We start from the raw sequence: 25,702 nt of genomic DNA on the forward strand, positions 1-25,702 counted from the left end.
TCCAAATAATTCGGTATACCATGTAAGCCTTGATCATTGCTTCAAAATATCACTCAATGGAAATGCGCGTATGATTCTATAGACGATATCTATTTATGGATACTATAGAAAAACTTAAGCTCCTCTCGACAGACGCACAACACGATCTTGCGTGTGCATGCGCAACCGGCAAAGAAGATCGCAGAAAACGCGGGCTTGAGGGCAAGTGGCTTTACCCTGTAACGCTTCCGGACGGCGGGTATTCTATTCTTTTAAAAACCCTGCTGTCCAATGCCTGTTCTAACGACTGCAAATACTGTCCACTGCGATCAGAGGCAAATATCAACCGTTGTACGCTTCTGCCTGAGGAAACAGCGAACATCTTCATGGAGTATAAAAGACAAAAAAAGGTATTCGGTTTATTTTTGAGTTCGGGTGTAATAAATAATCCGGATTATACAATGGATAGAATCAATGCTGTTGCCCGTATTTTAAGATATAAACACAACTATAAAGGGTATATACATCTTAAGATTATTCCCGGCGCTTCTGATGCTGCTATTGAAGACTCTATCTCTCTTGCAAGCGCCGTATCACTAAATATAGAGGCCCCCGGTAATACGCACTTCAAAATTCTTTCTAACAGAAAAAATTTTATGAATGATATTATTCGTCCCATAAAGCTTATGAGTAAGCTTACATCAAGAGGAGAAAGGCTTTCGAAAGTAAAATGCACCACACAGTTCGTTGTTGGAGCTTCTGACGAGACTGATTCGGAGATCATAGATTATGTGTTCGGTTTATATAATCGCTTGAACTTTCACAGGGTGTATTTTTCTGCTTATCAGAAAGGTCTTGGAGCCGGGGATATACCGGGCGAAAGGAAGTTCTTGCTAAATCCTGATGAGCACTTCATGCGGGAGCACCGCCTCTATCAAACTGATTTTCTGATCCGCAGATATGGATTTGGCATTGAAGATATTATTCTGGACAACTATGGCAATTTAAGCCTGGATAAAGACCCGAAAGAAAAATGGGCGGAAAGGCATCAAGAATTTTATCCAGTCAGAATTAACAGCGCCGATAAAGAAGCATTGTTGCGAGTTCCGGGTTTGGGACCAAAAACGGTACAGATGATTCTTAAAGCACGCGTGTCAGGGAAGATAAACAGCCTTGAGAGCCTTGGAATAACAGGTAAAAGGCTTTTAAAGGTAAAAAGATATGCGACTTTTGAGCATTGAAGATCCTTTTGACACGGATACTACTTTTTTTGGGCTGGTTTTTAGCTAATGCTATTTCCCATGCTCTTTCAGGTACTTTTCAAGCCCTTTCAATAGATTGACGAAGTTTGGCTTAATAAGCCCTAAAGATATCTTTGAAACCTCCTGGTTGATCCTGTTTTTCAGCAGGAACGGCACGAGTGGATGTTTGCCAAAATCAACGTCAAGGACGCCCGTAACTTTAATGACCGTATGCTTGCCATCTGTTGTATAAAAATTCTTCCCGTGAGCTGAAACATAATCTTTAAAGATCAATGGCTCAAAATCCCAGATGCATGCATACTCACCGCTGATCCATTCTGCCTTATCGAGCCATGCGATTTCGTTTATATTTAATAATTTATTTACGATCACCGGAAGCTGATACTTACCATACCATTTATTTAAGAGCAAAACCCTGTCTTTTGTTTTTTTTCTTTCAACCATTTCAATCTTTTTTACATTTGGCAGATATTCCACAAGTTTAGAAAGGTCATCTCTTAATGCATTAAACACTACATCAATAGGTATATCCGTTTTTAAAGTATATTCAAAATCCATAAACCCTCCTTTTATTTACAACTGCATATCTTTGCATAGATAATGTTATATAAATAATAAATCTTCTTCAAATTATTTGAATTGTAGATTTGCATCCGTACTGTTGATCACCATATCTTTTGTTATACCTGGTGCAAGCTCTTTTAAAACAAGTCCGTTTTCTGTTACATCCATCACGCATAGATTCGTAATTATCATAGATACACAAGACTTCCCTGTTAGAGGATAGGTAAGTTCTTTAACAATCTTAGACTTGCCATCCTTTGTCGTATGGGTCATCATTACGATGATCCTTTTTACCCCGACTGCAATGTCCATTGCACCGCCAATGCTTGGGACCATGCCTGGTGCTGTCCAGTTTGCAAGATCACCTTTTTCTGAAACCTGATACGCTCCCATAATAGCAAGGTCAAGATGTCCACCCCTTATCATGGCAAACGAGATGTCGCTTGGGAAAAAGCTTGCCCCGGGTATACAGGTTACAGGCTGTTTTGCAGCATCGACAAGGTCGGGATGCTTTTCACCGGCAACTGCGAAACCCGCCATGCCCATAAGTCCATTCTCCGTATGAAAAAATACCGTTTCATTTGTTGGTATAAATTCGAGTACATGGGTTGGAATACCAATACCAAGATTAACAAAAAACCCGTCTTTAACTTCCATTGCAGCACGTTTTGCCATATCCCTTTCATTCATACCAGCGGTCATAGTACTCTCCTTTTACTATTCTATGAACAAATATGCAGGGTGTATGTACAGCATCCGGTTCAATGTTTCCCGGCTCAACAAGCTCCTCAACCTCTGCAATTGTCACCTTAGCTGCCATTGCCATCAGAGGATTAAAGTTTGAACCTGTGTACCTATAAACAAGGTTGCCGTACTTATCGCTCTTGTATGCTTTAACAAAGGCAAAATCGGCATCAAGAGGATACTCCATTACATAATGTTCTCCATTGATTGTTCGTGTTTCTTTGCCCTTTGAAATGAGCGTATCTGCACCCGTTTTAACATAGAATGCGCCAATCCCTGCACCTTTTGCCCTTATCCTTTCGGCAAGCGTACCTTGCGGAACAAGCTCAAGTTCTACGAGCCCTCTCTCATAAAGTTCTTTAAAAGACCTTGTTGCCGTCGGGTATGAACCGATAAACTTTTTAACCCTGCCTGCTTTAAATAGCATTGCAAGCCCGTACTCATTCTCGTCAAGTCTTGAGCCTGGATTGTTGCTTATAACTGTCAAATCTTTTGTACCTTTCTCGTACAGCGCCCTTATAAGGTTCTGAGGTATCCCTGCAAGACCAAAGCCTCCAAACATGATTGTTACGCCGTCATTTACATCCTTTATAGCATCAATAGAGGTTTTATAGGTTTTTTCAATCATATATCCTCTTTAAAATAAAAGTCGGTCATTCTTCCATCCCTCTGTTTTCTAAACATTACCTTTACCCGCATCCCGACTTTAACGCTTTTTATATCCTTTACCTCAACGTTTGACAGGATTGCAGTATCAACACCATCGAGCCTTATATACGCAACAATATAAGGCACCTGTTTTATATAACTTGATGTCCCAAAATAAACGGTTGTATAACTCAATATCTTCCCGGTGCCTTTTAATTCGAGCCATTCTGTCCCTTCATAACAATGAGGACACTGTGTACGTGGTGGACAAAATACCTTGCCGCACACATTACACTTCGTTCCCATAAGCCTTTTATGCTCAAGAATTTCCCTGAAAAATCTTGAGTGTCCGCCATATGAATATCTCATTGTTATCCGCATTGTATCGGGTATTTCAAAAGGTGCATTTATATCTTTATTGTCTAACATATCTTTTTCAAATGTCTTTATAATAGACGCAGGCTTTACACCGATACGATTTGCATTGCGTCTTGCCCATTTTAAAAATTCATTCTTATTCATAGATTGTCCCTCTCAAGTACCAGACACACGGTCCATGCGGCACCGGGTCCTCCAATGCTCTGTACCAGTCCTTTTTTTGCATTTTTAACCTGTCTATTCCCTGCCTCATCCCTGAGATGTAATACGATCTCATTTGTCTGCATGATACCTGTAGCACCAACAGCATGACCGCATCCAATAAGTCCACCACTTACATTAACAGGTAATTTGCCATCCTTTTGTACAATGCCTTCATCAATAAGTCTGCCGCCTTTGCCTTCCTCGCAAAACCCGCAATCTTCATAGGCAATGATCTCTGTACCTGTAAATGCATCGTGCAATTCTGCAAGATCAATATCTTCAACGGGATTTTTTATGCCAGCCATGTCATAAGCTTTTTTTACGGCAATCCTGCTTGATTCAAAGCTGTACAGGTCTTTTCTATTGCCAATAACAGCCCAATCAAGAGCAGCACCAATACCCTTGATCCAGACAGGTGCTTTTTTAAATTTTTCTGCAACACCTTCTGCTGCAAGGATAAGTACTGCAGAGCCTTCTGAATAAAGACAATTGTCGTATCTTTTAAATGGATATGCGATCATAGGCGAATTCATTACATCATCTATGCTGAGCTCAATAGGACTCTGGGCTACAGGATTAAGCATTGCATTTTTATGATTCTTTACAGATACCTTTGCCATCTGGAGTTCTGTTGGACTGCCATATTTTTCAAGATGTGCAATAGTCGTCAGTGCGAATGAACCCGCCGCTGTTCTGCCTGTTGGCTGCTCATAAGTCATATCTGCTGTATACGAAATCGCCTTTAACACCTCAGGACTTGACCTGTCCGATTCATAATCAAAACAATCTGCCGACTTCTCAACCCCTACAACAAGACAAACATCGTAAAGTCCTGATGCAATCTGTGCAAATCCGGCACTTATTGCACTTCCGCCTGTTGCACCGCCAGTTGAAACCCTAATTGCCGGCTTTGGTGCCATACCTATGTAATCATGAACGAACAGATCGGGCTGGAACTGCCTTTCAAAAAAGTCATTATAAATCCCATAAACAACACAATCTATGTCATCCTTTGTAATACCGGCATCATCAATAGCCATTTTTACTGCATCATAAGCCAGCTCAAAATATGTTTTTTCAATCCACCTTGATCTGAACTGTGTAGTGCCTATACCAACAACACCAACCCTTCTCATTATAGCTCCCTCGATACAATAAGCTTTTGAATCTCATTCGTGCCCTGTGCAGAGATCCATGAAAACGCATCCCTCAAATACCTTTCAACAGGATAATCAGAGGTAGCGCCATAAGCACCGAGTACCCGATTCGCAAGTTCCACAGATTTTATAAGCGTCTGAGCTGAATAAAACTTTGCAAGCGATGTTTCTTTTCTATGTTTGATGCCATTATCATGCATCATAGCGGCACGGTACGTAAGCATCCTGGACGCATCAATTTCCGCGAGGAGATCTGCTAATGGGAATGATATTGCCTGATTTTCGATGATTGGCTTGTTACCCACAATTCTCTGTTTAGCAAATCCGGCTGCTGCATCGTACGATGCCCTTGCAAGTCCGGTATAACCTGCTGCAAGGCTTATCCTCGTTGTATTAAGTATCTCAAGAGCGAGTTTTAAGCCTTCGTCCTTATTTCCAATAATATTATTTTCAGGAACAAAAAGATTTTCAAGTACAATATTAAAAGCCCTGTGCCCTTTTAGTCCCATCGTTTCAACGTGGCTTTCAAAAACAAGTCCGTCCGGCTTTCCCTCAATAACAAACCCTGATATACCCCTGCCGCCTTTCTCGGGCGATGTTTTTGCAAACAGAATATAAAACTCCGATATGTCTGCAAATGTAACGAGCCTTTTTTTGCCATTAAGCAAAAATCCGCCATGTGTTTTCGCAGCTGTAGTCTTCATACCCGCCGGATCAGAGCCGGGGCCATCATCCGTAAGCGAGTAGCAGCCAACCATGCCTTTTGCCAGTTTAGGTAAAAAATAATCTTTTTGTCTATCATTGCCGCCGTATAAAAGTCCATACGTAAAAAGCTGTGCAACTTCAACAAGCGGTATCAATGCAGGGCATATATACCCGACCTCTTCTGCAACAATACATGTTTCCAGTGTACTTTGATTCATACCGTCGTAAGCCTTTGGTACAGAAAGGGCTGTAAGTCTTAATGGATTTGCAAGAAGTTTTTTTATGAGCTGCTGAGGAATGACATCATCCTCATCAATCTTTTGTACATGCGGAAGAACTTCATTAGTCATATAATCGTGCACATCATTGCGTAACTTAATCTGCGAGTCCGTTAAAAAGATATCGGTCATAAGTCCTCCTGATTAATTGATTTATCTGTCAATAACAAATAGCTACAGATAAGGCAAGCAGATTACAAAATCTTATCATCGATTTTATCCTTATGATGGGTTGATCAGAGGGTTATCATCTATACTTTCATGTTAACCATAAAATATAATGGAGAATCCTGTGAGTTCGCCGCTTGACAAAACAATTTTCTTTACGTCTACGAAACATAGCCGAAGGATTTGCGGGACACAGGGTTATCAACCTTTTTCAAGTTTACTAAGTATGGAGTCTATTTCGTCCACTTCTTCAGGTTTTTCTGTTTTTGGTCCAGATGGTGCAGCTTTAGCGGATGGCGGAGGTTCGGAAGGCTGAGGCTTGTCTATCCTTGCTTTAGACTGTCCCTGCTGCTCTGTGATTTTAGGTTTCTCTGCGTAATCAATCTGCTCCTTAATATCTTCAGCTGTAAACTTTTTATCCTTTTCTCCCTTATTTAAACCAAGGTCTGATGCGACAGCATCAATAATTTTACTATCGATTTGTTTGGCTTTTAGCAAAAAACCCTCGAATAAAGCATTCGATGAAATAATGTTTATCATCCTCGGTATGCCCTGTGAGTATGTATGTATTTTTACCACAGTATCGTCTGCGAATATGGAATCCTTTGAGCCTGCAAGTGATAGCCTGTGTTTTATGTATGCCTCTGTAGACTCATAATTAAATGATTCCAATTTGTATCTCAGTGCAACCCGCTGGGAAAGGGGTTCATCGAGTTTAAGATTTTCCTCTATCTCGGGTAATCCAAAAAAAACAAAGGTTATGAGTTTTCTATCGGACGCCTCAAGATTCAATAATCCCCTGAATTCCTCCATCATCTCTTTATTTTTCAGCATCTGTGCTTCATCAATTAGAACAACGGCTTTTCTTTTCTGTTCGTATAGCTGCGACAATCTTTCGTAAAGCTGGGACAATAATGTAATCTTATTATCGGAAGGAGCTGAAACTCCGAGCTGCATCGAGATTTTTTTTAGTAACCAGTCTGCCGTTATTCCTGAATGAATAATAACAAGCAGCGCAGATTCATACTCCTCTTCCGGAAGGCTGTCCAACATACGTCTTGCAAGAGTCGTTTTACCAGTACCGATATCTCCTATAAGAATAGCAAGCCCTTTCATGCTATCAACCGTATACATAAGCCTCACAAGTGCTTTTGAATGCTGTGCACTATTATAATAAAACTTAATATCTGGAGCACTTGAAAAAGGTTCTTCTTTTAACTTGTAAAATTCTAAATAATTCATATTATTCCTTTATCAAATATAGGATACCTTTTTCTTTGTTTGTTTTATATTATCTTCTTTCTTATTTTGTATAACCCCGGATTCTTCTATTTTTGTACTCTTATCCGGTAAAGGATTGTATTGCTGTATCGGTTCATTATTAGTACCGCTGTCCGGCATTATGTGATCTTCCGATAGGGTTTCCGGTTTCATGATCGATTCCAGTGTAAAAACTTCTTTTTTTTGTTCTTTGTCATTTTCATGTAAATCGATTTGATCAACTTTTACAAATTCTGACAATTTATTCAGCTTTTCTTTTGCATCTCTGAAACTTTCATCCATTTTACTTACATCTTCATAACTCTTGTAAGCGCTTTTCATATCACCATAAGCCTCATAGGCAAGTGCAAGCTCATAAATCAATCCTTTATTCTCAGGGGATACCCCGCCTTTTGTATCTAACGCCTGTAGATAAGCATCTATTGCCTTCCCGGGCAAACCTTTACCCATATAACTCATGCCGAGCATAATAAGTCCATCCGCCTTCTTTTGCGGCGAGCCGATGGCAATGTTAAACTCATTTATAGCTTCATCTATTAATCCCATTTCTTTATACGCAATACCAAGGTTGTAATGTGTTTCTGCGTCTTCCTTATCAACCGTTTTTTCTACACCTCTTTTAAAGGCTTCGAGTACCTCTTCCACACTCACCTGCTGCTCTTCCTCTTTTATGGCAGCCGGCTCTTCCGATGATGCAGCAGTTTGAGATAATTCGTTCTCAAGTGCTTGCGCCAGATCAAAAAGCTCATCAGAAGAAGACACGGAAACAACATGCCGGGCTTCGTACCCTATAAAAGGCTCTCCTTCCTCTATAACAGTTTGCTCTTCTGGAACGGTTTTTTCTTTGTCAATGATATCATTATACATAGCCTTAGAGCGTTCTTCATTCGGATACGCAGTCATGATTTTTTCAAGTATATGTTTGGCCTCGGTTAACAGCCCTTGCTGTCTATAAAATTCTGCCTCATCTAATGAATCAAGGATATCTATATTTGATCCATGATCTAATGCATCACTTCCAACTTCCGGCTCTTTTAAGTTAACGATATCGGCAGAACTTACAGCTCCTATTTCTTTAAGCTCATCTTCTGAAAAATTAAAATCGACTTCTTCTCCAGGTTTATTATCCCCGGCTGTTTTTTGTTCCTGATGTATATCGCTAAACTCAGGCGTAAATTCGATCTCTTCGGGTATGGGAAGTGATTCTTCGATAAGATGCTGCGGCTGTTCTGAAGCATGGATAGATTGTTCGTTCATATTATTTTCAATCCGATTAGCGATATCTTCCATTTGTTTTACAGGTGCTTCATTATGATCGATTTCTACTTCAAATTCTATATCGGTATTAATATCTTTTGATTCAACAGAGGATGATTGTTTCTGCTCCTTTGATATCTGTTGAGCAGTCTCCTCTTTAATTTTTAGCTCTTTCTGTGTTTGAGTAGATCTTTCAATCTCGATATCTTCTGTACCCGGATTGACCTTTTCAACTTTTGTCTTTTCTGATCCGTCTTCTTTTCCTGATGGTGAACTAAATCCTGCCAGTGCCCTTAATAGATCATTTTCAGGGTCGTTTTCAAGGGCCCTTCTTACATACTCCTCTGCTTTATCTATATCTCCATCATTAATAAAGACATTATAAAGTTTTTCCGCAATTCCGGATGCTTCTATAAACTTTTTTCCCTGTATGTAGAGTTCAAAAAGTTCTATAAGTGCTATTCTATTACCAGAACTTATTGTAAGGATTTGATTTAATTTTTCTATTGCCTTTGCGTTTAAACCATAACGCTTGTACACCTGAGCCTCGGAAAAAAATTTCTCTATATCTTCGCCGGATAAAGATGTTCCGCTGCCTTTTTCTGTATCCTCAGTAACTTTTTTTTGCTTAATATCATCCGCTTGTTTTATCAAATTGTCTGCAGCGGGTTTTAGGGGTTCTCTTGATTCAATAGGCTCTGCGTGTATCTCTGTATCCGCTTCCGGAGATGAGTTTTTGGGCAGGCTGCTTCCAATAACAGTCTGGAGAGCTTGTTCATCAGAAGGATCAAGTTCCAAGACCTTTTTATATATATCCACCGCTTCATTTTTTAAGCCTTCCTTTGTATAAAGCTTTGCAACTTCTTTGTACGCGTTGATAGCAAGTGGATACTTTTCTAATGCTGCATAAGCCTTTGCAAGGGCGAGGAGTACTTCTGAATCGGATTTACTTAAGTTTATAATTTCCTTTACCTTTAGAAGTACTTTCTGATAATCACCTCTTTTAAGGTAAAGTTTTATCAATTGTTTTAACACACTTATTTCACCGGGCTTAACAATCAACATTTTCTCATACACGGTTATCAGATCTATTACTTTTTTAGCTTCTATTAATTTTTGTGCGATATTTGAAAGTTCCGTGTACGCTTTATCTTTCATTCCGTTTTTAATGTACAGCTCTGATAGCTTCATCTTGCCTGCAAGATTTGACGGCTCAATTTCCGTTAATCTCTGAAGAATCTGTAAGGCCTCTGTTATTTTACCCTCTTTCTCGTATAGCGCAATTGCGGTTTTATAGTGTGACATTGCATCCGCACCAAGATTTTTCTTGGTAAACAACTCCGCAAGTTTCATATAAATTGTGGGGAGTGTCGGATTTATACTCATGACCTGTCGATAAACAGCTATAGCCTTATCGTAAAAGCCGTTTTGCTTAAATAGATTGGCTGCAAAATCATAGTACTTTACAGCCTCTTCTTTTTGTTCCAATTTTAAGAATAGTTCCGCAATCTTTAAGGCAACCTGATTATTTTTAGGATCAGCCTCAAGAATCCTTTGCAAATCTTTTATAGCTTTATCAAACTGATTCTTGGCTATAAATTTATTTGCGCTATCCAATAATTTATTTTTATCTAAAGCAGCCAACAAGTCTCCTTATCGAATCGTTCCAATAATAGATATAACTTACATGTCGGTAATTGTCAAACCTGTGCAAGCATCAATAAAAGTTATAAAGTTGAAAAATCAGAGAAATAAGTGTCCCCTTAGAAAGTAATAAGGACTAGTGCATCCGATCTGCAATCCTTGATCAGGGACAGACTATCGCGTCTGTCCCTGATATCCTCACTCTAACATACTGACTGCTTGTTCTATACGTTCAAGCCCTTTTTTAATAGTATCAAGGGATGTGGCATATGATAGCCTTATATTTTCTTCTGCTCCGAATGGTGCACCTGGAACAACGGCAACCTTTACCTGATTAAGCAAAAAATCAGCAAAATCAAAAGAATCTTTTATAATCGTGCCTTTAAATTTCTTACCATACAAGGCACTTATATTAGGGAACGCATAAAATGCGCCCTTCGGTGTAATACATTTTATACCTTTTATCTTGTTTAATCCGTCCACGAGATATTTTCTTCTTTTATCGAATTCGTTAACCATCTTGCCAACAGAATCTTGCGGGCCTCTCAATGCCTCTGCACTTGCTTTCATTGCAATAGATGTTGGGTTGGATGTGCTCTGGCTCTGAATATTCTTCATTGCCTTGATGATTTCTTTTGGACCAGCGGTAAAACCAATCCGCCATCCTGTCATAGCATAAGTCTTGGATACACCGTGAACGAGTAGAGTCCTTGATTTCATGTCTTTTGCCTGAGCAATTGTAGAAAATTTCTCTCCGTCATAGATAAGCTTTTCATATATATCATCCGTAACGACAAAAATATTATGTTTTTTTACCACCTCTGCGATTGCTTCAAGATCCTTCTTTGGATAAACAGCACCCGATGGATTACCGGGGCTGTTTATTAATAGAATTTTTGTCTTTTTTGTTATCGCTTTTTCTACCGCCTCCGGTTTTAATGCAAAATTTTCTTCTTCTTTTGTTTTCACAAATACAGGGATGCCGCCAGCAACACCGAACATTTCAGGGTAAGAAACCCAGTATGGCGTAGGGATTATAACCTCATCCCCGGTATTGATCATAGCAAGTGCTATATTGAACAATGCGTGCTTTGCACCAACAGATACTATGATCTCATCTCTTGTGTATTCAAGTCCATTGTCACGCTTAAATTTTTCTATAACAGCATCCTTTAGCTCCGGGATACCATCAACAGGCATATACTTCGTGAACCCCTTTTTGATTGCATCTATAGCTGCTTCTTTTATATTCTCAGGGGTATCAAAATCAGGCTCACCTGCCCCAAAACCAACAACATCGATGCCCTGTGATTTTAACTCTTTTGCCTTTGTATCAATAGCTAATGTAGCCGACGGCTTTATTGCTTTAGCCCTTTCAGATAACATATATCCTCCTTTATTTGTATAATTTTTATTCCCATGAAACTATATCCGATTTCCGCTCTTTCATTTTTTTATTAAATTCTTGAACAACAACATCCGGGGCAAGTCCCTTTACCGATCCTCCGAGTGATAGAATTTCCTTTATGATCGTTGAGCTTATAAAAGAATACTTATCCTCCGTCATCATAAAAACTGTTTCTATATTTCCACTCAAATTCTTATTGGCGAGAGCCATTTGAAGCTCATATTCAAAATCGGTGACAGATCTTAATCCTTTCAATATAACTTCTGCTTTTTTTGCCTTGACATAATTAATGAGCAGGCCATTAAACGGCTCGGTTGTTACACGCTTTTCTTTTTTAAAGAGCTTTTTGATTATATCTATACGCTCCTCTGATGAAAAGAAAGGTTTTTTCCCGGATGAATTACCTGCAACTGCAATAATAATATTATCAAATATCTCCAATCCGCGTTCAACAATATTTATGTGTCCAAAGGTGATCGGGTCAAAAGAACCCGGGTATACTGCTATTTTAGCCATTCCTATTGCCTCTCATCATTGTTATACGGCTATCTCCATACTTATAGGTTTTTATTGTATGACTTCCGACGGTATCCTTTATAGATTCTTCGTTATACCCGGCGTGCTCAATACCGATTATATAGCTTTTATTCATAATGTTACTGTTCAGCAACTTCATTAAAATATTTCCATACACATCTTTCTCGGCATAAGGTGGATCAATATAAACTATATCAACATTGATGCCTTTATTCTTAATATGATCAATGGCATCAAAAGCATCCTTTTTCATAACTGTATATAAATTGTTGTCTGCCATTGCAAGGTTTTTAGACAATAATGTTACTGCCCTTTCTGCTTTTTCCACAAACCATACAAAACCCGCACCTCTACTTAATGCTTCTATACCCATTGCACCCGTTCCTGCAAACAGATCAAGAAATATTGCATCTTCTATACTATGTCCTATGATATCAAAAAAAGCCTCTCTTACCTTTGAAGACGTGGGCCTTATAGAATCATCCTTTAAAGTCTTTATTCCCCTGCTCTTATATTGTCCGGCTATTATTTTCGTGGTAAAGCCTCTTCCATTTCAAGTTTATCCTCCTCATTTGAGCGGCGGCGATCAGAATTCCGGACGATGTCTATAGTCTCTGCAATAACATCAAGAGATGGATCCGATTTATACGATATGGACAGCCTTTTTATCCGTTCCAGCAATTGCGGGATATATTTCATAAACCTATCGTTTCCTTTTACAATTTTTATATATCTGAATCTACCCGCAGCCTTCAACATTCGCTGGATGCTTATGAGTGTGAAAATATCTTTAAAGCCGCTATGCGCATAAGCATTTTTGTAAACATAGTAATCAACCATCTCATCTACAGCATCATCAGTAAGCTCAACATACGCATCTCTCAATAATGATGCTAGGTCATAGTGCGGCGGACCTATCAATGCGTCCTGGAAATCTATCGTGTAAATTTTCTTATGAAAATACATGAGGTTCCTTGAATGATAATCTCTGTGAACAAATGTGTTTGAGTATCTTTCAAAAAGCACTGAAAGCCCGTGAAAAAGTCTCTTTAACTTAGCCATGATATTTGGAGGCAGCTCTACGCCTGCCTTTTCAATCTCATATTCTATAAAATGATTAAACTCAAACTCGTAAAGATTGCTATTAAATCTGTTAGATCTTGCATAGCAGCCATCCGGGACATTGCTTTCTTTTACCTGGAACTTCCGCATCATATCTATTGCATTTTTGTACAATTCGGCGGATGAGCCATCTTTATTGACGATATCACCAAGCATGGTATTCCCGAGGTCCTGAAGGATCAGCATACTATTTGATTTGTTCGTATAATAAATGGAGGGCACATTTACATGCCATTGCAAAAGATACTTATGAATATTTATGAAAGGTAGTTCTGCAAAACCTTTTGAATGCTGTGCGATCTCCTCGGATACGATAGCTTTATCGGTCACTGCATTAACCATCACTATGTAGCTCTTATTTTTATCCGTACTGCATCTATAATAGCTTCTGTTAGATGCATCACCTAAAAGTTTATTTATGGACACAACAGAACCGATTTTAGACTCTTTGAATAAAAGCTCTATGTCTTTAATTATACCATCCATAGCATTGTCTATTTAATAATGTGTTACCAAAAAAATTGCAATAGGAAAACCTGCTTGCTTAACGCCGAGACGGACACCGGATTCCGCGTACCCGGTGCACGGTAGACTCCATCAATCTTGTTCCTGCCCTGATCTGAAATACGGGCAATTAAACGGATAGGTGCAGTCCATCATAATACAAATAGAACTGTTACACGATTGGCTTTAATTTATGACTACCTTGTGATACTATTTAAAAAATTACATCAATGAGGGTTGGTTGTAGCTTAAAGGAAAAATATGGCGGATAATAAAAAATATGTGGAACTGCTCTGGGCGGAGAAATATGATAAATATGAGAAAGGCGAAAAGACGCCTATAGAAAAGCCGAATCTGCCGTTTCAGGTCGTAGAAACAATCAATGAACCAAGGGCAAAGGATATGTCCGGCGGGCTTTTTAGTAAAAATGATTACCCTCAAAATTATCCTAAAGACTGGAAGAACCTTCTCATCTGGGGAGATAATAAACTTGTGATGTCATCGCTCATAAAGCAAGGCTGGGCAGGGAAGGTAAACCTCATTTATATTGACCCACCGTTCTTTACTCGTTCGGATTTTACCGTAAAAACTAAGCTCGGCGATGAAGAGATAGAAAAAGAGCCGTCTATTATTGAAGAACGGGCTTATAGAGATACATGGAGTGATGGTATCGCCTCATACCTCAAATACATGTACGAGCGCCTGGTTTTGATGAGGGAACTGCTCTCCGAAAACGGCTCTATCTATGTGCACCTTGATTGGCATGTAGGACATTATGTCAAGGTTATGATGGACGAGATCTTTGGACCAGATACGTTTATCAATGAAGTTATATGGCAAAAAGTTAGAGCATCTAAAGGGCAATCTAAAGGATTTGGAATAGTCCATGATTCAATTTTTTTGTATAGTCGGAACTATGGCTTTGTTTTTAATAACCTTCGAATTCCACATGCGAAAGAGCGATTAGAACAACATTATACTTATGTTGATGAAAACTCTGGAAGGCGATATCAATTGTGTGATTTTACGCAAAAAGGACCAGGGCCAGCCCGTAAATTCGGAAATAAAACACTTGAGCCCCCGGTAGGTAAACATTGGATATGGTCACAGGAGAAGATAGAGACAGCAATGGAAGAAAATTTAATTGTTTTTACTTCAAGGGGTACACCACGATTGAAACGATATCTTGATGAAGTACAGGGCAATCCACTTGAAGATGTATGGACAGATATAGCACCTATAAATTCACAAGCAATAGAACGGTTAGATTTTGACACACAAAAGCCCGAAACCTTATTGCAACGTATTGTCCTTGCTTCCTCTAACCCAGGCGATATTGTTGCTGATTTTTTCTGCGGCTCAGGTACAACACTAGCAACGGCTGAGAAGCTTGGCAGGCGCTGGATTGGTTCAGACCTTTCCAAGTTCGCCATACAGGTAACGAGGAAAAGACTTTTGGATATCCATAATTCAAAAGAATTACAAGAAGAGTCGGAAGGAAAATACGGCAAACCATCCCGCCCATTTGAGCTCTGGAATATAGGCAATTATGAAACTGTTTATTGGCAAGAGAAGCAGGATGAATACCTTACCTTTATGCTCAAGCTCTATCAAGCAGAGCCTTCAACTGGATTCAGATACCTTCATGGAAAAAAAGGAAACAGGGCAATTCATGTCGGGCCTTTGAATGCTCCTGTTACTATGGAAGAGCTTGAGAAGGTCGTAATCGAATGCAGGTCTAATAATTTCAATAAAGCAGATGTGCTCGGCTGGGAATGGGCTTATGATGTAAATGAACTTGCAAAAAATCTGGCAAAGAAGAATGGAGTTGATTTAACGCTTGTCCAAATACCTTCTGTGAATGAGATAAAATCAGCCCTTGTGGGTTTTGACTTGCAATTATTGAAAGTGCCGGATGAAGTGGTTGAGAAAGCGCTTTTAAAGCATGTGAAATTTGCAGAGGTAGCGTATCTCGAGATAGAAACCAAGATAAAAGCAAGCAATGTAACGCTTATGATTACGGACTTTCAGTTGCCTCCGACAGCGGAACTTGCAGAGATTGCAAGTAAGATAAAGGATTCCAGAGGACTGATAGACTACTGGGCGGTTGACTGGGATTACAAAGGCGACACCTTCCATAACCAGTGGCAGAGCTTCAGGGTCAAAAAGAACCCAAAGGTAGACTATCAAGCAGAGCACAAGTACGATTCAAACGGAGAGTACCAGATCATGGTCAAGGTCGTAGACGTATTCGGTAACGACACGAATAAAGTGATGAAGGTAAAGATAAAATGAGAAAAAAACTTCCGCAAGATATAAAAATAATTCTCCATGAGGTACAAAAGATACTTAAAAAAGTCTATGGTGAGAACCTAAAAAAAATTATCCTCTATGGCTCTTACGCTCGTGGTGATTTTACCAATGGCTCTGATATAGACCTTATGATCCTTTTAAAGGACATGAAAGATCCCATGAATGAACGAGAAAAATATTTTAATGAGATATGGGAACTGGACCTAAAATACGATACCTTGATATCCATAATTCCGCTCAAGGAAGAGGAATACAAAACCAGAAAATTGCCCGTAATCCTCAATGCAAAACATGAGGGGGTTGTTTTATGAGAGTTGAGGAAATTTCAGACCTGATCAAAAAAGCTGAAGAAAGTCTTGATGCTGCAAATCATTTATTAAAGGCTGGACATCCCGACTTTGCTTCCAGCCGTTCTTATTATGCTATGTTTTATACAGCAGAGGCAATCCTATTGACAAAAGACCTCTCGTTTTCCAAGCATAAGGCCGTTATATCAGCTTTTGGCAAAGAATTCGTTAAAACTGGGCTAATCTCTTCCACTCTTCATAGAAGTATTTCTGATGCCTTTGATATACGACAAACAGGAGACTATGGCCCAATAGGCTCAGTTAGCGAAGAAAAAGCTGCCACACTAATCAAACAAACTGAGGAGTTTATTGATACAGTAAAAAAGTATTTAAGAATAAAAGGATACGAGCTTTGAAATAGGGCAGAGGGCGAAAAAATTAAAAGCAGAGATGGATAAACATAATTGAGGTTCTTAAAAACTGAATTAAAATAAAAGAGGTTAGAATTATCTAATGATTGCCAAGATATTTATAAGTCATAGTGTTGCGCCACAGGAATTGGCGTTTGTAAATGGTGTTGCTGACGCTGCTGCACAGAGACAGGCAGTGCCGCTGATACCTGATCGCGCATGGAACCCGTCGGCCGAAGTCCTGCCAAACCGGATCACCGGACAGATTAAAGATGCCGATTATGTTGTTGCAATAGCAAGCAGTTATGGGCAGCATTTGGCATGGCTGAATCAAGAAATTGCCTATGCTAAACAGGTTTTAAAGCCTTTGTTAATCGTTGCCGATGCTGAAATTGCAATTGCTCAAGGTTTTGATCTGATCAGGATAGATCGTGCAAATCCAATTGCTACACTTGCACTGGTCAGCAATAAAATTCAGATGCTGGTAAACGACAAACAGGCACAGTCCTTGCTAAAAGGGCTTGTAATCGGAGGGTTAGTTCTTTTATTCTTAAAAGGTTTAAAAGGGCAATAAATTATGCAAACATTAGATATTACGAAGATATATTCTGTCAAAGAGCAACAGGAACAATATACCCGCATCTTAAAGGAATCAGAATATGCAGATATTTTCTCAGAAATAGAAGCTTCAATTGAATATGATGATTTTCAATTTGCCTACCTTTCTCAGCTTTATACAATCGAGGTACCTAATTCAGTGGTGTCTTTTATCCATGAACATCCTTATGTTTATGAAGTTCTTTTCAAAGCCCCTGACCACATCAAGCAAATCTTCGGTAATGTTGCTCTGAATCTCGAACTGTATCATGATCCAGAAGAAGACTACGCAGGTTTTTTTATTATTATAAACACCCAATTACCTCCTGAGGAATCTTTAAAGCTATTGGATCAATTAGATGATGAATGGTGGCTGACTATAGACGATAACATCAGCAACATTCTTGAAATAATGGTGAGATGAACATGAGTTTTAACTGGAAACTGTATGTAGATTTGGCTGACGAGCTTGCTTCTTATAAAACGAACAACCATTTGCAGGAAGCCTGTCTGCGCTCATCAATTAGCCGGGGATATTACGGAGTGTATTGTACGGCAAGAAATTTTCTCATCCGTCAAGGCAACTCAATCCCTAAAGCTGATTCGCATAAATATGTGCGTGAAGAATATCAGAAATCACAGGATTGGAGAAGAAAGAAGATAGCTAAGAATTTACACCGTTTATTAAATGAGCGAAAAGATGCAGATTATGAAAATTCATCAAATATAGACGTGAAAAGAGTGCAGATAGCATTATCTATATGTAGACAGACTCTGGCAGTATTACATCAGATTGGTGCAAATTAAAATGAATCCCACTGAACTTCTGCATCCCAACAATAGACAGCCAAGCAAGGCATATCTGGTAAACGAGCTTCGCAAGGCTGTGTTTGCGTGGAGGCAGCAAGGCTATCAAGCTGCTACACCAACGACAAAAAGGCTTTTGCAGTTCTGGTTTCAAGAAGATCATCTTCTGAACGATGAGCCGTATCAGTTATGGTTTTGCCAGCGTGAGGCGATTGAAACGCTTATCTACGTTTATGAAGTCATGAAGAAAATAAACTTCATAGACATGGCAAAAGATTTCGGTTCAGGACAAATATATGGTTACGATCCTTCTAACGATCAATACCCTCTCTATGCCTTTAAGATGGCAACCGGCTCAGGGAAAACATACGTAATGGCCTTGAGCATTCTATGGCAGTATTTTAATCATAAAAAAGAAAACAAAGACGACTACACATCTAAGTTTTTGCTGATAGCCGGAGAGAAAAATATCATCTATGACAGGCTTACAAGGGATTTTAAAAGTGGAAAAATATTCAGAGAACTGCCGATCATCCCTACTGAATGGATGGAGGGATTCGATCTGGAAGTAATTCTCAAAGAAGACCCTATCCATGTTATTCCCGAATCGGTTTTATTCTTAACGAACATTCAGCAGTTGCAAGAAAGGAAAAATACAAGAGAGGAAGTTTCAATATATGTAAATCAGGTTATGGAATTGCAAGAGGTTTACAATGTAAATGATATTTATCAGGAAAACAGGATAAAAGAAGTCCTTACATCCTGCCCGAACATAGCAATACTGAAAGATGAAGCGCACCATATCTATAGCTTTGAGAAGAAATGGAAACAAATTCTTATAGAGCTTCACAAAAGTCTTAAATCTCAATTCGCTCAAGGTGTAAATATGGAACTTGACTTTTCTGCAACCCCTAAGAATGAAAATGGTGCTCTATTCCCGTGGATCATTTCCGACTTCTCACTGAAAGAAGCCATTGAAATGAATATTGTAAAACGGCCATTAAAAGGAGTGCTCAAGAACGCAAAAGAGATTGCTTCTAAAAAGAGCGTTGAAAGATACAGGGCATGGATAGATGCCGGTATAAAAAGATGGAGAGAATATAAAAAGGCATTGAGTCCGCTATCTAAAAGGCCTGTTTTGTTTTTCCAATGTTCCGAGAACGAGGAAGCTGATGAGGTGTTTGAGTATGTAAACTCTCTTAGGGACCTAAAAGACAAAGTATTATTGATACATACGGATAGTACAGGAGAAGTGACAAAGAAGGATCTGCCGCAGGCAAGGGAATTTGCAAAAAACATAGATGATCCTGAAAAAAGCCCCTATGAAGTGATAATAAGCACAATGATGCTCAATGAAGGCTGGGACGTGAGGAACGTCAATGTTATTGTGGGTTTAAGACCGTATGGCTCTAAGCGAGAAGTTTTACCGGAACAGGTCATCGGAAGAGGTCTGAGAAAGATGTTTCCCGAAGAAGATGCAAATGTGGACAAATCCATAAATGTACTCGAAGTCATTGGCCCTGCAGGATTAACAGATATTCTTGAAGAATTGGAAAAACAAGAAGGCATAAAGTTTAACGAATTCGATGCAGGAAAACCACTTAATCTGACCACAATATTTGTAGATGAAAACAAGCTGGATAAAAATATTGAAATACCAATCTTGAGCCGGAGAATGATCATAAGAGAGTTCTATCTGGATGATGCAGCAGTTGATAGTCTGCCTGCATTGGCAATTCCTTTAGAGAATAAGATCCTCGAGACAGAATATATCGCTGTAGATATGCTCAATGGCAGAGAAGTTATAAATAGGAAATGGGAACTCCCTGTCCCTCGAGATCCCAAGAGTGTGATTGCTTATTACACAGACAGGATATTGAAAGAGCTAAAAATCGGCGGTGCCTTTGATAGTTTTTATCCATTAGTAAAAAAGTATGTATCAGAGAAATTATTCAACGAGAAGATTAATTTCGCTGACCCAAGAGTACTTTATAATTTGAGTTCTCCAGAGGTGCAAGAGAAGCTCATGCAGTTATTTGTAAATGCATTTCACGAGCTGAGGTTTACTGAAAGAGAACCAGAACAAAGTGATATTATAAAAATATCTGCTACGGCACCTTTTCCATGGACAAAATTAATATTCCCTGCAGATAGATGCATTTTCAACTATGTTCCATGCGACAACGATTTTGAGGTAGATTTTGCCAAATTTTTAGATAAAGCAGAAGATGTAAAAGCTTTTGCCAAGATTGTTTACAAAATCCCTTTCTTTGTAGAGTACAGGGATTCTAAAGGGAATCTTAGGAATTATCATCCTGATTTTGTAGCGGTAAACGATAAGGATAAACACATAATAGTTGAAACAAAGGGGTTAATAGACATTGATGTTGAGCATAAAGATAAAAGGATTAAAATATGGTGCGAGGATGCAACCAACTTAACCAAAGAAAAATGGTCATTCGTACGGGTTAATCAGCAAGATTTTGAGAAGTATAATTTTCAGAATCTTAGCGAACTTGTGGATACAGTTAAGAAATAAGAATAAGATATCGAATAAAACATACCTGTCCATTTATTATAAAAACTAATAAGGAAGATTTATAGTTCGTTGCGATAATTATGAATAATAACTTAAAAGCAGTACTCCTGCTTGCGTTCGGCGGACCGCAGTCCATGGATGAGGTTGAGCCTTTTTTAAAGGCACTTATGGAAGGCAGGCAGGTGCCGGACCGGCAGATAGAGGCGGTCAAAGAACGGTACCGGTTGATCGGCGGCGGTTCGCCCCTGAAGTCTATAACCGCGATGCAGGCCAAAGGCCTTGAAGCCGCATTACATCAATCCGGTCCTTTCTACCGGGTCTTTACGGGCATGAGATATACGGAGCCTTCCATAGACTATGCTGTGAAGCAGATCGTTTCGCTGGGTATCCATGACCTTATTGCTTTGCCGTTATCCCCTTATTACAACAGTGCAAGCACGGGGAAGTATCTGCAGAGGCTTGAACAGTCCCTCGCAGGGACAGACGTGCAGGTCAAGATTATAAAAAGCTACCATACCAACCCGCTTTTTATTAAAGCCGTGGAGCAAACCATCTCGGTTACCGTAAAGGACATTGACAACCCGTTTATCATTTTCAGCGCCCACAGCCTCCCTGTTGCGACTGCAGCGGCAGACGGCTATGTGGAACAACTCGAGCAGACATTGAAATTGATTTTGGAAGACATATCTTTACCTGCATATGCCCTTGCATTCCAGAGCAGGGGGATGACCGGCGGAGACTGGCTCGGACCGGATGTGAAAGATGTTATGGACAGGTGCGCACGGAATAATAAAAAAAATATTGTTGTCGTGCCTTACGGCTTTGTGTCGGATCACGTGGAAACACTGTATGATATCGATATCGTTTACAAGCACTATGCCGGTTCACTCGGCTTGAACTTCGTACGAACGCCGTCACTGAACACAGCAGAGCTGTTTATTCAGGCACTGAAGGATGTGGTAATAAAAATATGAAAAAAAATATTGTGATAATAGGTGCGGGTATTTCAGGTCTTGCATCCGCGTTCAGGCTGAGTAAGTATGAGGAGAGCACAGGTGCCGGCCTTGATATAGTAATTGTTGAAAAAGGGAATCGCATAGGCGGAACGATACTGACGGAAAGAACGAACGAATTTGTTATAGAAGGCGGGCCTGATTGTTTCTATACTGAAAAACCTGATGCATTAAAACTTGTGAAAGAACTCGGCATATCGGACAGACTCATAGGGACAAACAATAATAATCAGGGCACTTTTGTCCTGTGGAAGGACAGACTTCATAAGCTGCCGGAAGGCGTTATACTTATGATACCCACGCGATTTACTTCATTCGCTACAAGCTCTCTGTTCTCTTTAAAAGGTAAATTAAGAATGGGCATGGAGCTGTTTGTTCCGGGACGGAAAGACGGTATTGATGAAAGCCTCTCGGAATTTACGATCAGAAGATTTGGGAAAGAAGCACTGGACAGGCTCGCAGAACCGCTTGTTGCTGGGATTCATGCGGGAGAGCCGGATACGATGAGTGTTAGAAGCAGTTTTCCAAGATTCATAGAGATGGAAAAAAGGTATAGAAGCCTGATCCTTGGCATGTTAAAGGCACGAAAGATGATGCAAAAACATTCCGGCAATAAATCCATTTCAATGTTTATGACAATGCAAACGGGTCTTAAAGAAATCATTGATAAACTTTATGAACAGATGAAAGGCGTGACAATACAAACTGGAGTTTATGCACAGGATATTGAAACCGACAACCATGGCAATTACGGCGTAAAATTATCAGATGGAAAAATTATTTACGCGGATGCCGTTATCATTGCAGCACCAGCTTACTCAGCAGGCTTGCTGCTAAGAAACCTGAATAAAGAATTATCGGAGCTCCTCATATCAATACCATACGTGTCGACAGCAACAGTATCTCTTGCCTACAGCAGGTATGATTTTAATCATCCGTTAAACGGTTTTGGTTTTGTTGTTCCAAGAAAAGAAAAAAGAAACATCATGGCCGGTACGTGGACGAGTTCAAAATTTTCTTACAGGGCACCTGCAAATACAGTGCTTATAAGATGTTTTGTGGGAGGTGCCGGGAATGACGGGATAGTTTTCAAACCGGACCATGAACTTTTAAAACTCATTCAAACAGATCTAAAAGACATTATGGGTATAGAAGCAAAACCAATATTGACCCGTATCTACAGGTGGGATAAGGCAATGCCGCAGTATACAATAGGACACGAGGAAAAGGTAAAAAGTATAGAGCAATACACATCCAATCTCAGGCGTATTTACTTAAGCGGCAGTGCGTATCACGGTATTGGTATAAGTGACTGCATAAAAAGCGGGTATAAGGCATCGGAGGATGCGTTTAAGGATTTGTTTTGACCGCAGTGTTTTTTTGGGAGTAAAGGTAGGGTTATGTCAGAGCATATAGATCCAGTTTGTGAAATGACTGTAGATGAAGAAACATCCGCAGGTTCTTATGATTACGAAGGTAAAACATATTACTTTTGTTCGGAGTCATGTATCAAAAGATTTAAGTCGGACCCGGAATTTTTTTTAAAACCTCGCAATGCAGATGTAAAGATCCCGCTGCATAAAGATAGAAAACCAACCGGTATTATTAAAACGGTTGTGTTGCCGGTTGAGGGAATGTCATGTGCATCCTGTGTTTTAAAGTTAGAAAAATCCCTGTCAAATCTTAATGGTGTAAGTCTTGCAAATGTAAACTTTGGTACCGAAAAAGCTATTGTAAAATACGATCCAGGACTTCTTGATATGGATGATTTTAAAGCGGCTGTTGAATCAGCTGGTGCGTATAAGTTGATCCAGACAGAGGGTGAGAACGGGAATGATAAAGAAGAAGAAATAAGGCATAAAGCCTTTAATACACTAAAGTTGAAATTTATATTCAGTTTTCTAATTGCCATTATCACCATGACGCTCGGCATGAGAGAAATGATCCCGGTCTTCAATAAGATTCCATCTGTTTATGATACACTGATAAACTATACGATGCTTATTCTGACAACCCCTGTTCTATTCTGGGGGGGTGAACAATTCTTCAGGGGTGCTTATGCAGAGGCAAAACACTTTTCATCAAATATGGATACACTCATAGCTCTTGGTACATCGGTTGCTTATGCATACAGTGCGTTTGTCACATTTTTCCCCGCATCAGCCGGTTCACAAAGGTATGTATATTTTGATACGACAGCATGGATCATAGCACTCATATTACTCGGCAGATTACTTGAGGCATATTCAAAAGGTAAAACTACCGGTGCTATAAAGGCTCTCATGGCGTTAAAACCAAAAACAGCAAGGCTTATAAGGGATAATCAAGATATAGAAGTACTTGTGGATAAAGTTAACATGGATGACCTGCTAAGAGTAAAACCCGGAGATAGTATTCCGGTCGATGGTGTTATAGTAGACGGAAGCTCTACTGTTGATGAATCCATGCTTACAGGCGAGAGCATGCCTGTAGAAAAAAATAAGGATGCTGCTGTATTTGCAGGCACTATTAACACGTCCGGCAGCTTTGTTATGAAAACTTCAAAGATAGGTACCGATACTGCCCTATCACAGATCATAAGGATGGTCTCAGAGGCTCAGGGCTCTAAAGCACCCATCGAAAGATTGGCAGATAAAATCTCAAGCTATTTTGTTCCTGTTGTAATAAGCATGTCTATCTTAACAGGCATTTCATGGTATGTATTATCTTCTCAAAACTCGATATCCCTTGCACTAACAAACCTCATATCCGTCTTAATTATAGCGTGCCCCTGCGCACTAGGCTTAGCCACGCCAACTGCCGTTATGGTTGGCATTGGCAAAGGGGCACAGCAAGGCATACTTATAAAAGGCGGGGACCGACTTGAAAAGGCTTATAATATTAGCACCGTAATCTTTGATAAGACAGGAACACTTACACAGGGTAAGCCTGTTGTGACGGATGTTGTGCCAGTAGGTATTGATGAATATACACTGCTATCATACGCCTTATCGATAGAATCATTATCAGAGCATCCCCTTGCACAGGCAGTAGTCAGGTATGCGAATGACAGAGGCGTACAGCCAAAACGGGTAGATGATTTTAAATCACAATCAGGTATAGGGGTGTCCGGCATTATGGAAGACAGGCTAATCTCCATAAAAAAACCATCCGATGATACGGGTAAAGAGCTTGCGGTACAGGGAAAAACGGTTGTAATATTAGAAATAAATAAAAAGCTTGCCGGTATTATAGCTTTGCAGGATATAGCCAAAAATGATGCTTATGAAGCAATCTCTGAGCTGAAGGCAAGCGGTATAAAAGTTGCAATGATAACTGGGGATAACTTCCATACCGCATATTCAATCGCGCAAAAGCTTGGTATAGATGACTTAAAAGCCGGCATATTGCCCGAAGACAAGGCAAGCGCTGTGAAAATGTATCAACAAAACGGATCAAGGGTTGCAATGGTAGGAGATGGTATAAACGATGCACCCGCACTTACATCGGCAGATATCGGTATTGCTGTTGGCTCCGGTACTGATATTGCAATAGAAGCATCAGACATAACTATTGTGGGCGGTGAACTTTCTCAGGTACATAAGGCAATAAAGCTTGCAAATGCCACCATGAGAACAATTAAACAAAATCTATTCTGGGCATTAATATACAACACCATAGCAATACCCATTGCAGCAGGTGTATTATATCCATTCTTTCATGTATTGCTTAACCCTGCAATTGCAGCACTTGCAATGGCATTCAGCTCTGTATCTGTAGTGTTAAATTCACTTCGTCTTAGAAGTAGAACTATTGATTAAAAATTATCATGTTATGCAAAAATTCAACAAAATGTGTGCAAAATTCGTCATTTTATTGATTTTGTTTAATATCCATACGTTAAACTCATTATAAAA

At 39.5% G+C, this 25,702-nt stretch carries 23 protein-coding genes; 11 read left to right on the forward strand and 12 right to left on the reverse strand.

Annotated features, from left to right (window positions below):
• The first annotated feature begins 95 nt into the window (after positions 1-95).
• Positions 96-1,220 (forward strand): radical SAM protein, encoded by a 1,125-nt coding sequence (locus tag M1381_00095; protein MCL4477489.1) that lies wholly within the window; start codon positions 96-98, stop codon positions 1,218-1,220.
• A 51-nt stretch (positions 1,221-1,271) separates the two neighbouring features.
• Here the strand turns inward: M1381_00095 and M1381_00100 are convergent, their stop codons facing one another.
• The 12 genes from M1381_00100 to M1381_00155 all read right to left on the reverse strand — a co-directional run bounded on the left by M1381_00100 (position 1,272) and on the right by M1381_00155 (position 13,822).
• A complete protein-coding gene (locus tag M1381_00100) occupies positions 1,272-1,799 on the reverse strand; it encodes a hypothetical protein (protein ID MCL4477490.1) in 528 nt (175 codons plus the stop codon).
• Positions 1,800-1,871: 72 nt separating this feature from the next.
• The gene (locus M1381_00105) at positions 1,872-2,507 is read right to left on the reverse strand and encodes a 3-oxoacid CoA-transferase subunit B (GenBank protein MCL4477491.1); all 636 of its coding nucleotides are present in this window, start codon (positions 2,505-2,507) and stop codon (positions 1,872-1,874) included.
• Positions 2,488-3,177 carry a 3-oxoacid CoA-transferase subunit A gene (locus M1381_00110; GenBank protein MCL4477492.1) on the reverse strand — a complete coding sequence of 230 codons (690 nt, stop codon included), beginning with the start codon at positions 3,175-3,177 and terminating at the stop codon, positions 2,488-2,490. Before M1381_00110 ends, M1381_00105 begins: the two co-directional genes overlap by 20 nt.
• The gene (locus tag M1381_00115; protein MCL4477493.1) at positions 3,174-3,719 is read right to left on the reverse strand and encodes a Zn-ribbon domain-containing OB-fold protein; all 546 of its coding nucleotides are present in this window, start codon (positions 3,717-3,719) and stop codon (positions 3,174-3,176) included. Before M1381_00115 ends, M1381_00110 begins: the two co-directional genes overlap by 4 nt.
• Positions 3,716-4,915 carry a thiolase family protein gene (locus tag M1381_00120; GenBank protein MCL4477494.1) on the reverse strand — a complete coding sequence of 400 codons (1,200 nt, stop codon included), beginning with the start codon at positions 4,913-4,915 and terminating at the stop codon, positions 3,716-3,718. Before M1381_00120 ends, M1381_00115 begins: the two co-directional genes overlap by 4 nt.
• Complete coding sequence (locus M1381_00125; protein MCL4477495.1) at positions 4,915-6,051, reverse strand: acyl-CoA dehydrogenase family protein; 1,137 nt, start codon at positions 6,049-6,051, stop codon at positions 4,915-4,917. Before M1381_00125 ends, M1381_00120 begins: the two co-directional genes overlap by 1 nt.
• A gap of 237 nt (positions 6,052-6,288) precedes the next feature.
• Positions 6,289-7,329, reverse strand: coding sequence for an AAA family ATPase (locus M1381_00130; GenBank protein MCL4477496.1), 1,041 nt, complete (start codon positions 7,327-7,329; stop codon positions 6,289-6,291).
• A 12-nt stretch (positions 7,330-7,341) separates the two neighbouring features.
• Positions 7,342-10,269, reverse strand: a complete 2,928-nt coding sequence (locus M1381_00135; protein MCL4477497.1) for a tetratricopeptide repeat protein — start codon at positions 10,267-10,269, stop codon at positions 7,342-7,344.
• Positions 10,270-10,467: 198 nt separating this feature from the next.
• On the reverse strand, positions 10,468-11,655 hold the full coding sequence (locus M1381_00140; protein MCL4477498.1) for a pyridoxal phosphate-dependent aminotransferase: 1,188 nt from the start codon (positions 11,653-11,655) through the stop codon (positions 10,468-10,470).
• Between the two features lie 25 nt (positions 11,656-11,680).
• The gene (gene coaD / locus M1381_00145) at positions 11,681-12,193 is read right to left on the reverse strand and encodes a pantetheine-phosphate adenylyltransferase (GenBank protein MCL4477499.1); all 513 of its coding nucleotides are present in this window, start codon (positions 12,191-12,193) and stop codon (positions 11,681-11,683) included.
• Positions 12,186-12,713, reverse strand: a complete 528-nt coding sequence (gene rsmD / locus M1381_00150; GenBank protein MCL4477500.1) for a 16S rRNA (guanine(966)-N(2))-methyltransferase RsmD — start codon at positions 12,711-12,713, stop codon at positions 12,186-12,188. The genes coaD and rsmD overlap by 8 nt, the downstream gene beginning before the upstream one ends.
• 26 nt (positions 12,714-12,739) lie before the next feature.
• Positions 12,740-13,822, reverse strand: a complete 1,083-nt coding sequence (locus tag M1381_00155; GenBank protein ID MCL4477501.1) for a phosphotransferase — start codon at positions 13,820-13,822, stop codon at positions 12,740-12,742.
• A 279-nt stretch (positions 13,823-14,101) separates the two neighbouring features.
• Here M1381_00155 and M1381_00160 point away from each other — a divergent pair, with 279 nt between their 5' ends.
• The 10 genes from M1381_00160 to cadA all read left to right on the forward strand — a co-directional run bounded on the left by M1381_00160 (position 14,102) and on the right by cadA (position 25,606).
• Positions 14,102-16,135 carry a site-specific DNA-methyltransferase gene (locus tag M1381_00160; protein MCL4477502.1) on the forward strand — a complete coding sequence of 678 codons (2,034 nt, stop codon included), beginning with the start codon at positions 14,102-14,104 and terminating at the stop codon, positions 16,133-16,135.
• Positions 16,132-16,464: a nucleotidyltransferase domain-containing protein gene (locus M1381_00165; GenBank protein MCL4477503.1), complete on the forward strand. Its 333-nt coding sequence runs from the start codon at positions 16,132-16,134 to the stop codon at positions 16,462-16,464. The genes M1381_00160 and M1381_00165 overlap by 4 nt, the downstream gene beginning before the upstream one ends.
• The gene (locus M1381_00170; GenBank protein ID MCL4477504.1) at positions 16,461-16,856 is read left to right on the forward strand and encodes a HEPN domain-containing protein; all 396 of its coding nucleotides are present in this window, start codon (positions 16,461-16,463) and stop codon (positions 16,854-16,856) included. Before M1381_00165 ends, M1381_00170 begins: the two co-directional genes overlap by 4 nt.
• A gap of 97 nt (positions 16,857-16,953) precedes the next feature.
• A complete protein-coding gene (locus M1381_00175; protein ID MCL4477505.1) occupies positions 16,954-17,424 on the forward strand; it encodes a TIR domain-containing protein in 471 nt (156 codons plus the stop codon).
• A 3-nt stretch (positions 17,425-17,427) separates the two neighbouring features.
• Entirely contained in the window at positions 17,428-17,871 is a 444-nt protein-coding gene (locus M1381_00180; protein MCL4477506.1) for a hypothetical protein, read from the forward strand.
• A gap of 2 nt (positions 17,872-17,873) precedes the next feature.
• The gene (locus M1381_00185; protein ID MCL4477507.1) at positions 17,874-18,254 is read left to right on the forward strand and encodes a hypothetical protein; all 381 of its coding nucleotides are present in this window, start codon (positions 17,874-17,876) and stop codon (positions 18,252-18,254) included.
• A 1-nt stretch (position 18,255) separates the two neighbouring features.
• The gene (locus M1381_00190) at positions 18,256-20,793 is read left to right on the forward strand and encodes a DEAD/DEAH box helicase family protein (protein ID MCL4477508.1); all 2,538 of its coding nucleotides are present in this window, start codon (positions 18,256-18,258) and stop codon (positions 20,791-20,793) included.
• 80 nt (positions 20,794-20,873) lie between these two features.
• Positions 20,874-21,767 (forward strand): ferrochelatase, encoded by an 894-nt coding sequence (gene hemH / locus M1381_00195; protein ID MCL4477509.1) that lies wholly within the window; start codon positions 20,874-20,876, stop codon positions 21,765-21,767.
• Entirely contained in the window at positions 21,764-23,173 is a 1,410-nt protein-coding gene (gene hemG / locus M1381_00200; protein ID MCL4477510.1) for a protoporphyrinogen oxidase, read from the forward strand. Before hemH ends, hemG begins: the two co-directional genes overlap by 4 nt.
• A gap of 33 nt (positions 23,174-23,206) precedes the next feature.
• Positions 23,207-25,606, forward strand: a complete 2,400-nt coding sequence (gene cadA / locus M1381_00205; GenBank protein MCL4477511.1) for a cadmium-translocating P-type ATPase — start codon at positions 23,207-23,209, stop codon at positions 25,604-25,606.
• Positions 25,607-25,702: the final 96 nt, after the last annotated feature.

This window comes from Deltaproteobacteria bacterium (genome assembly GCA_023382265.1).
Classification (GTDB): Bacteria; JAMCPX01; JAMCPX01; order JAMCPX01; family JAMCPX01; genus JAMCPX01.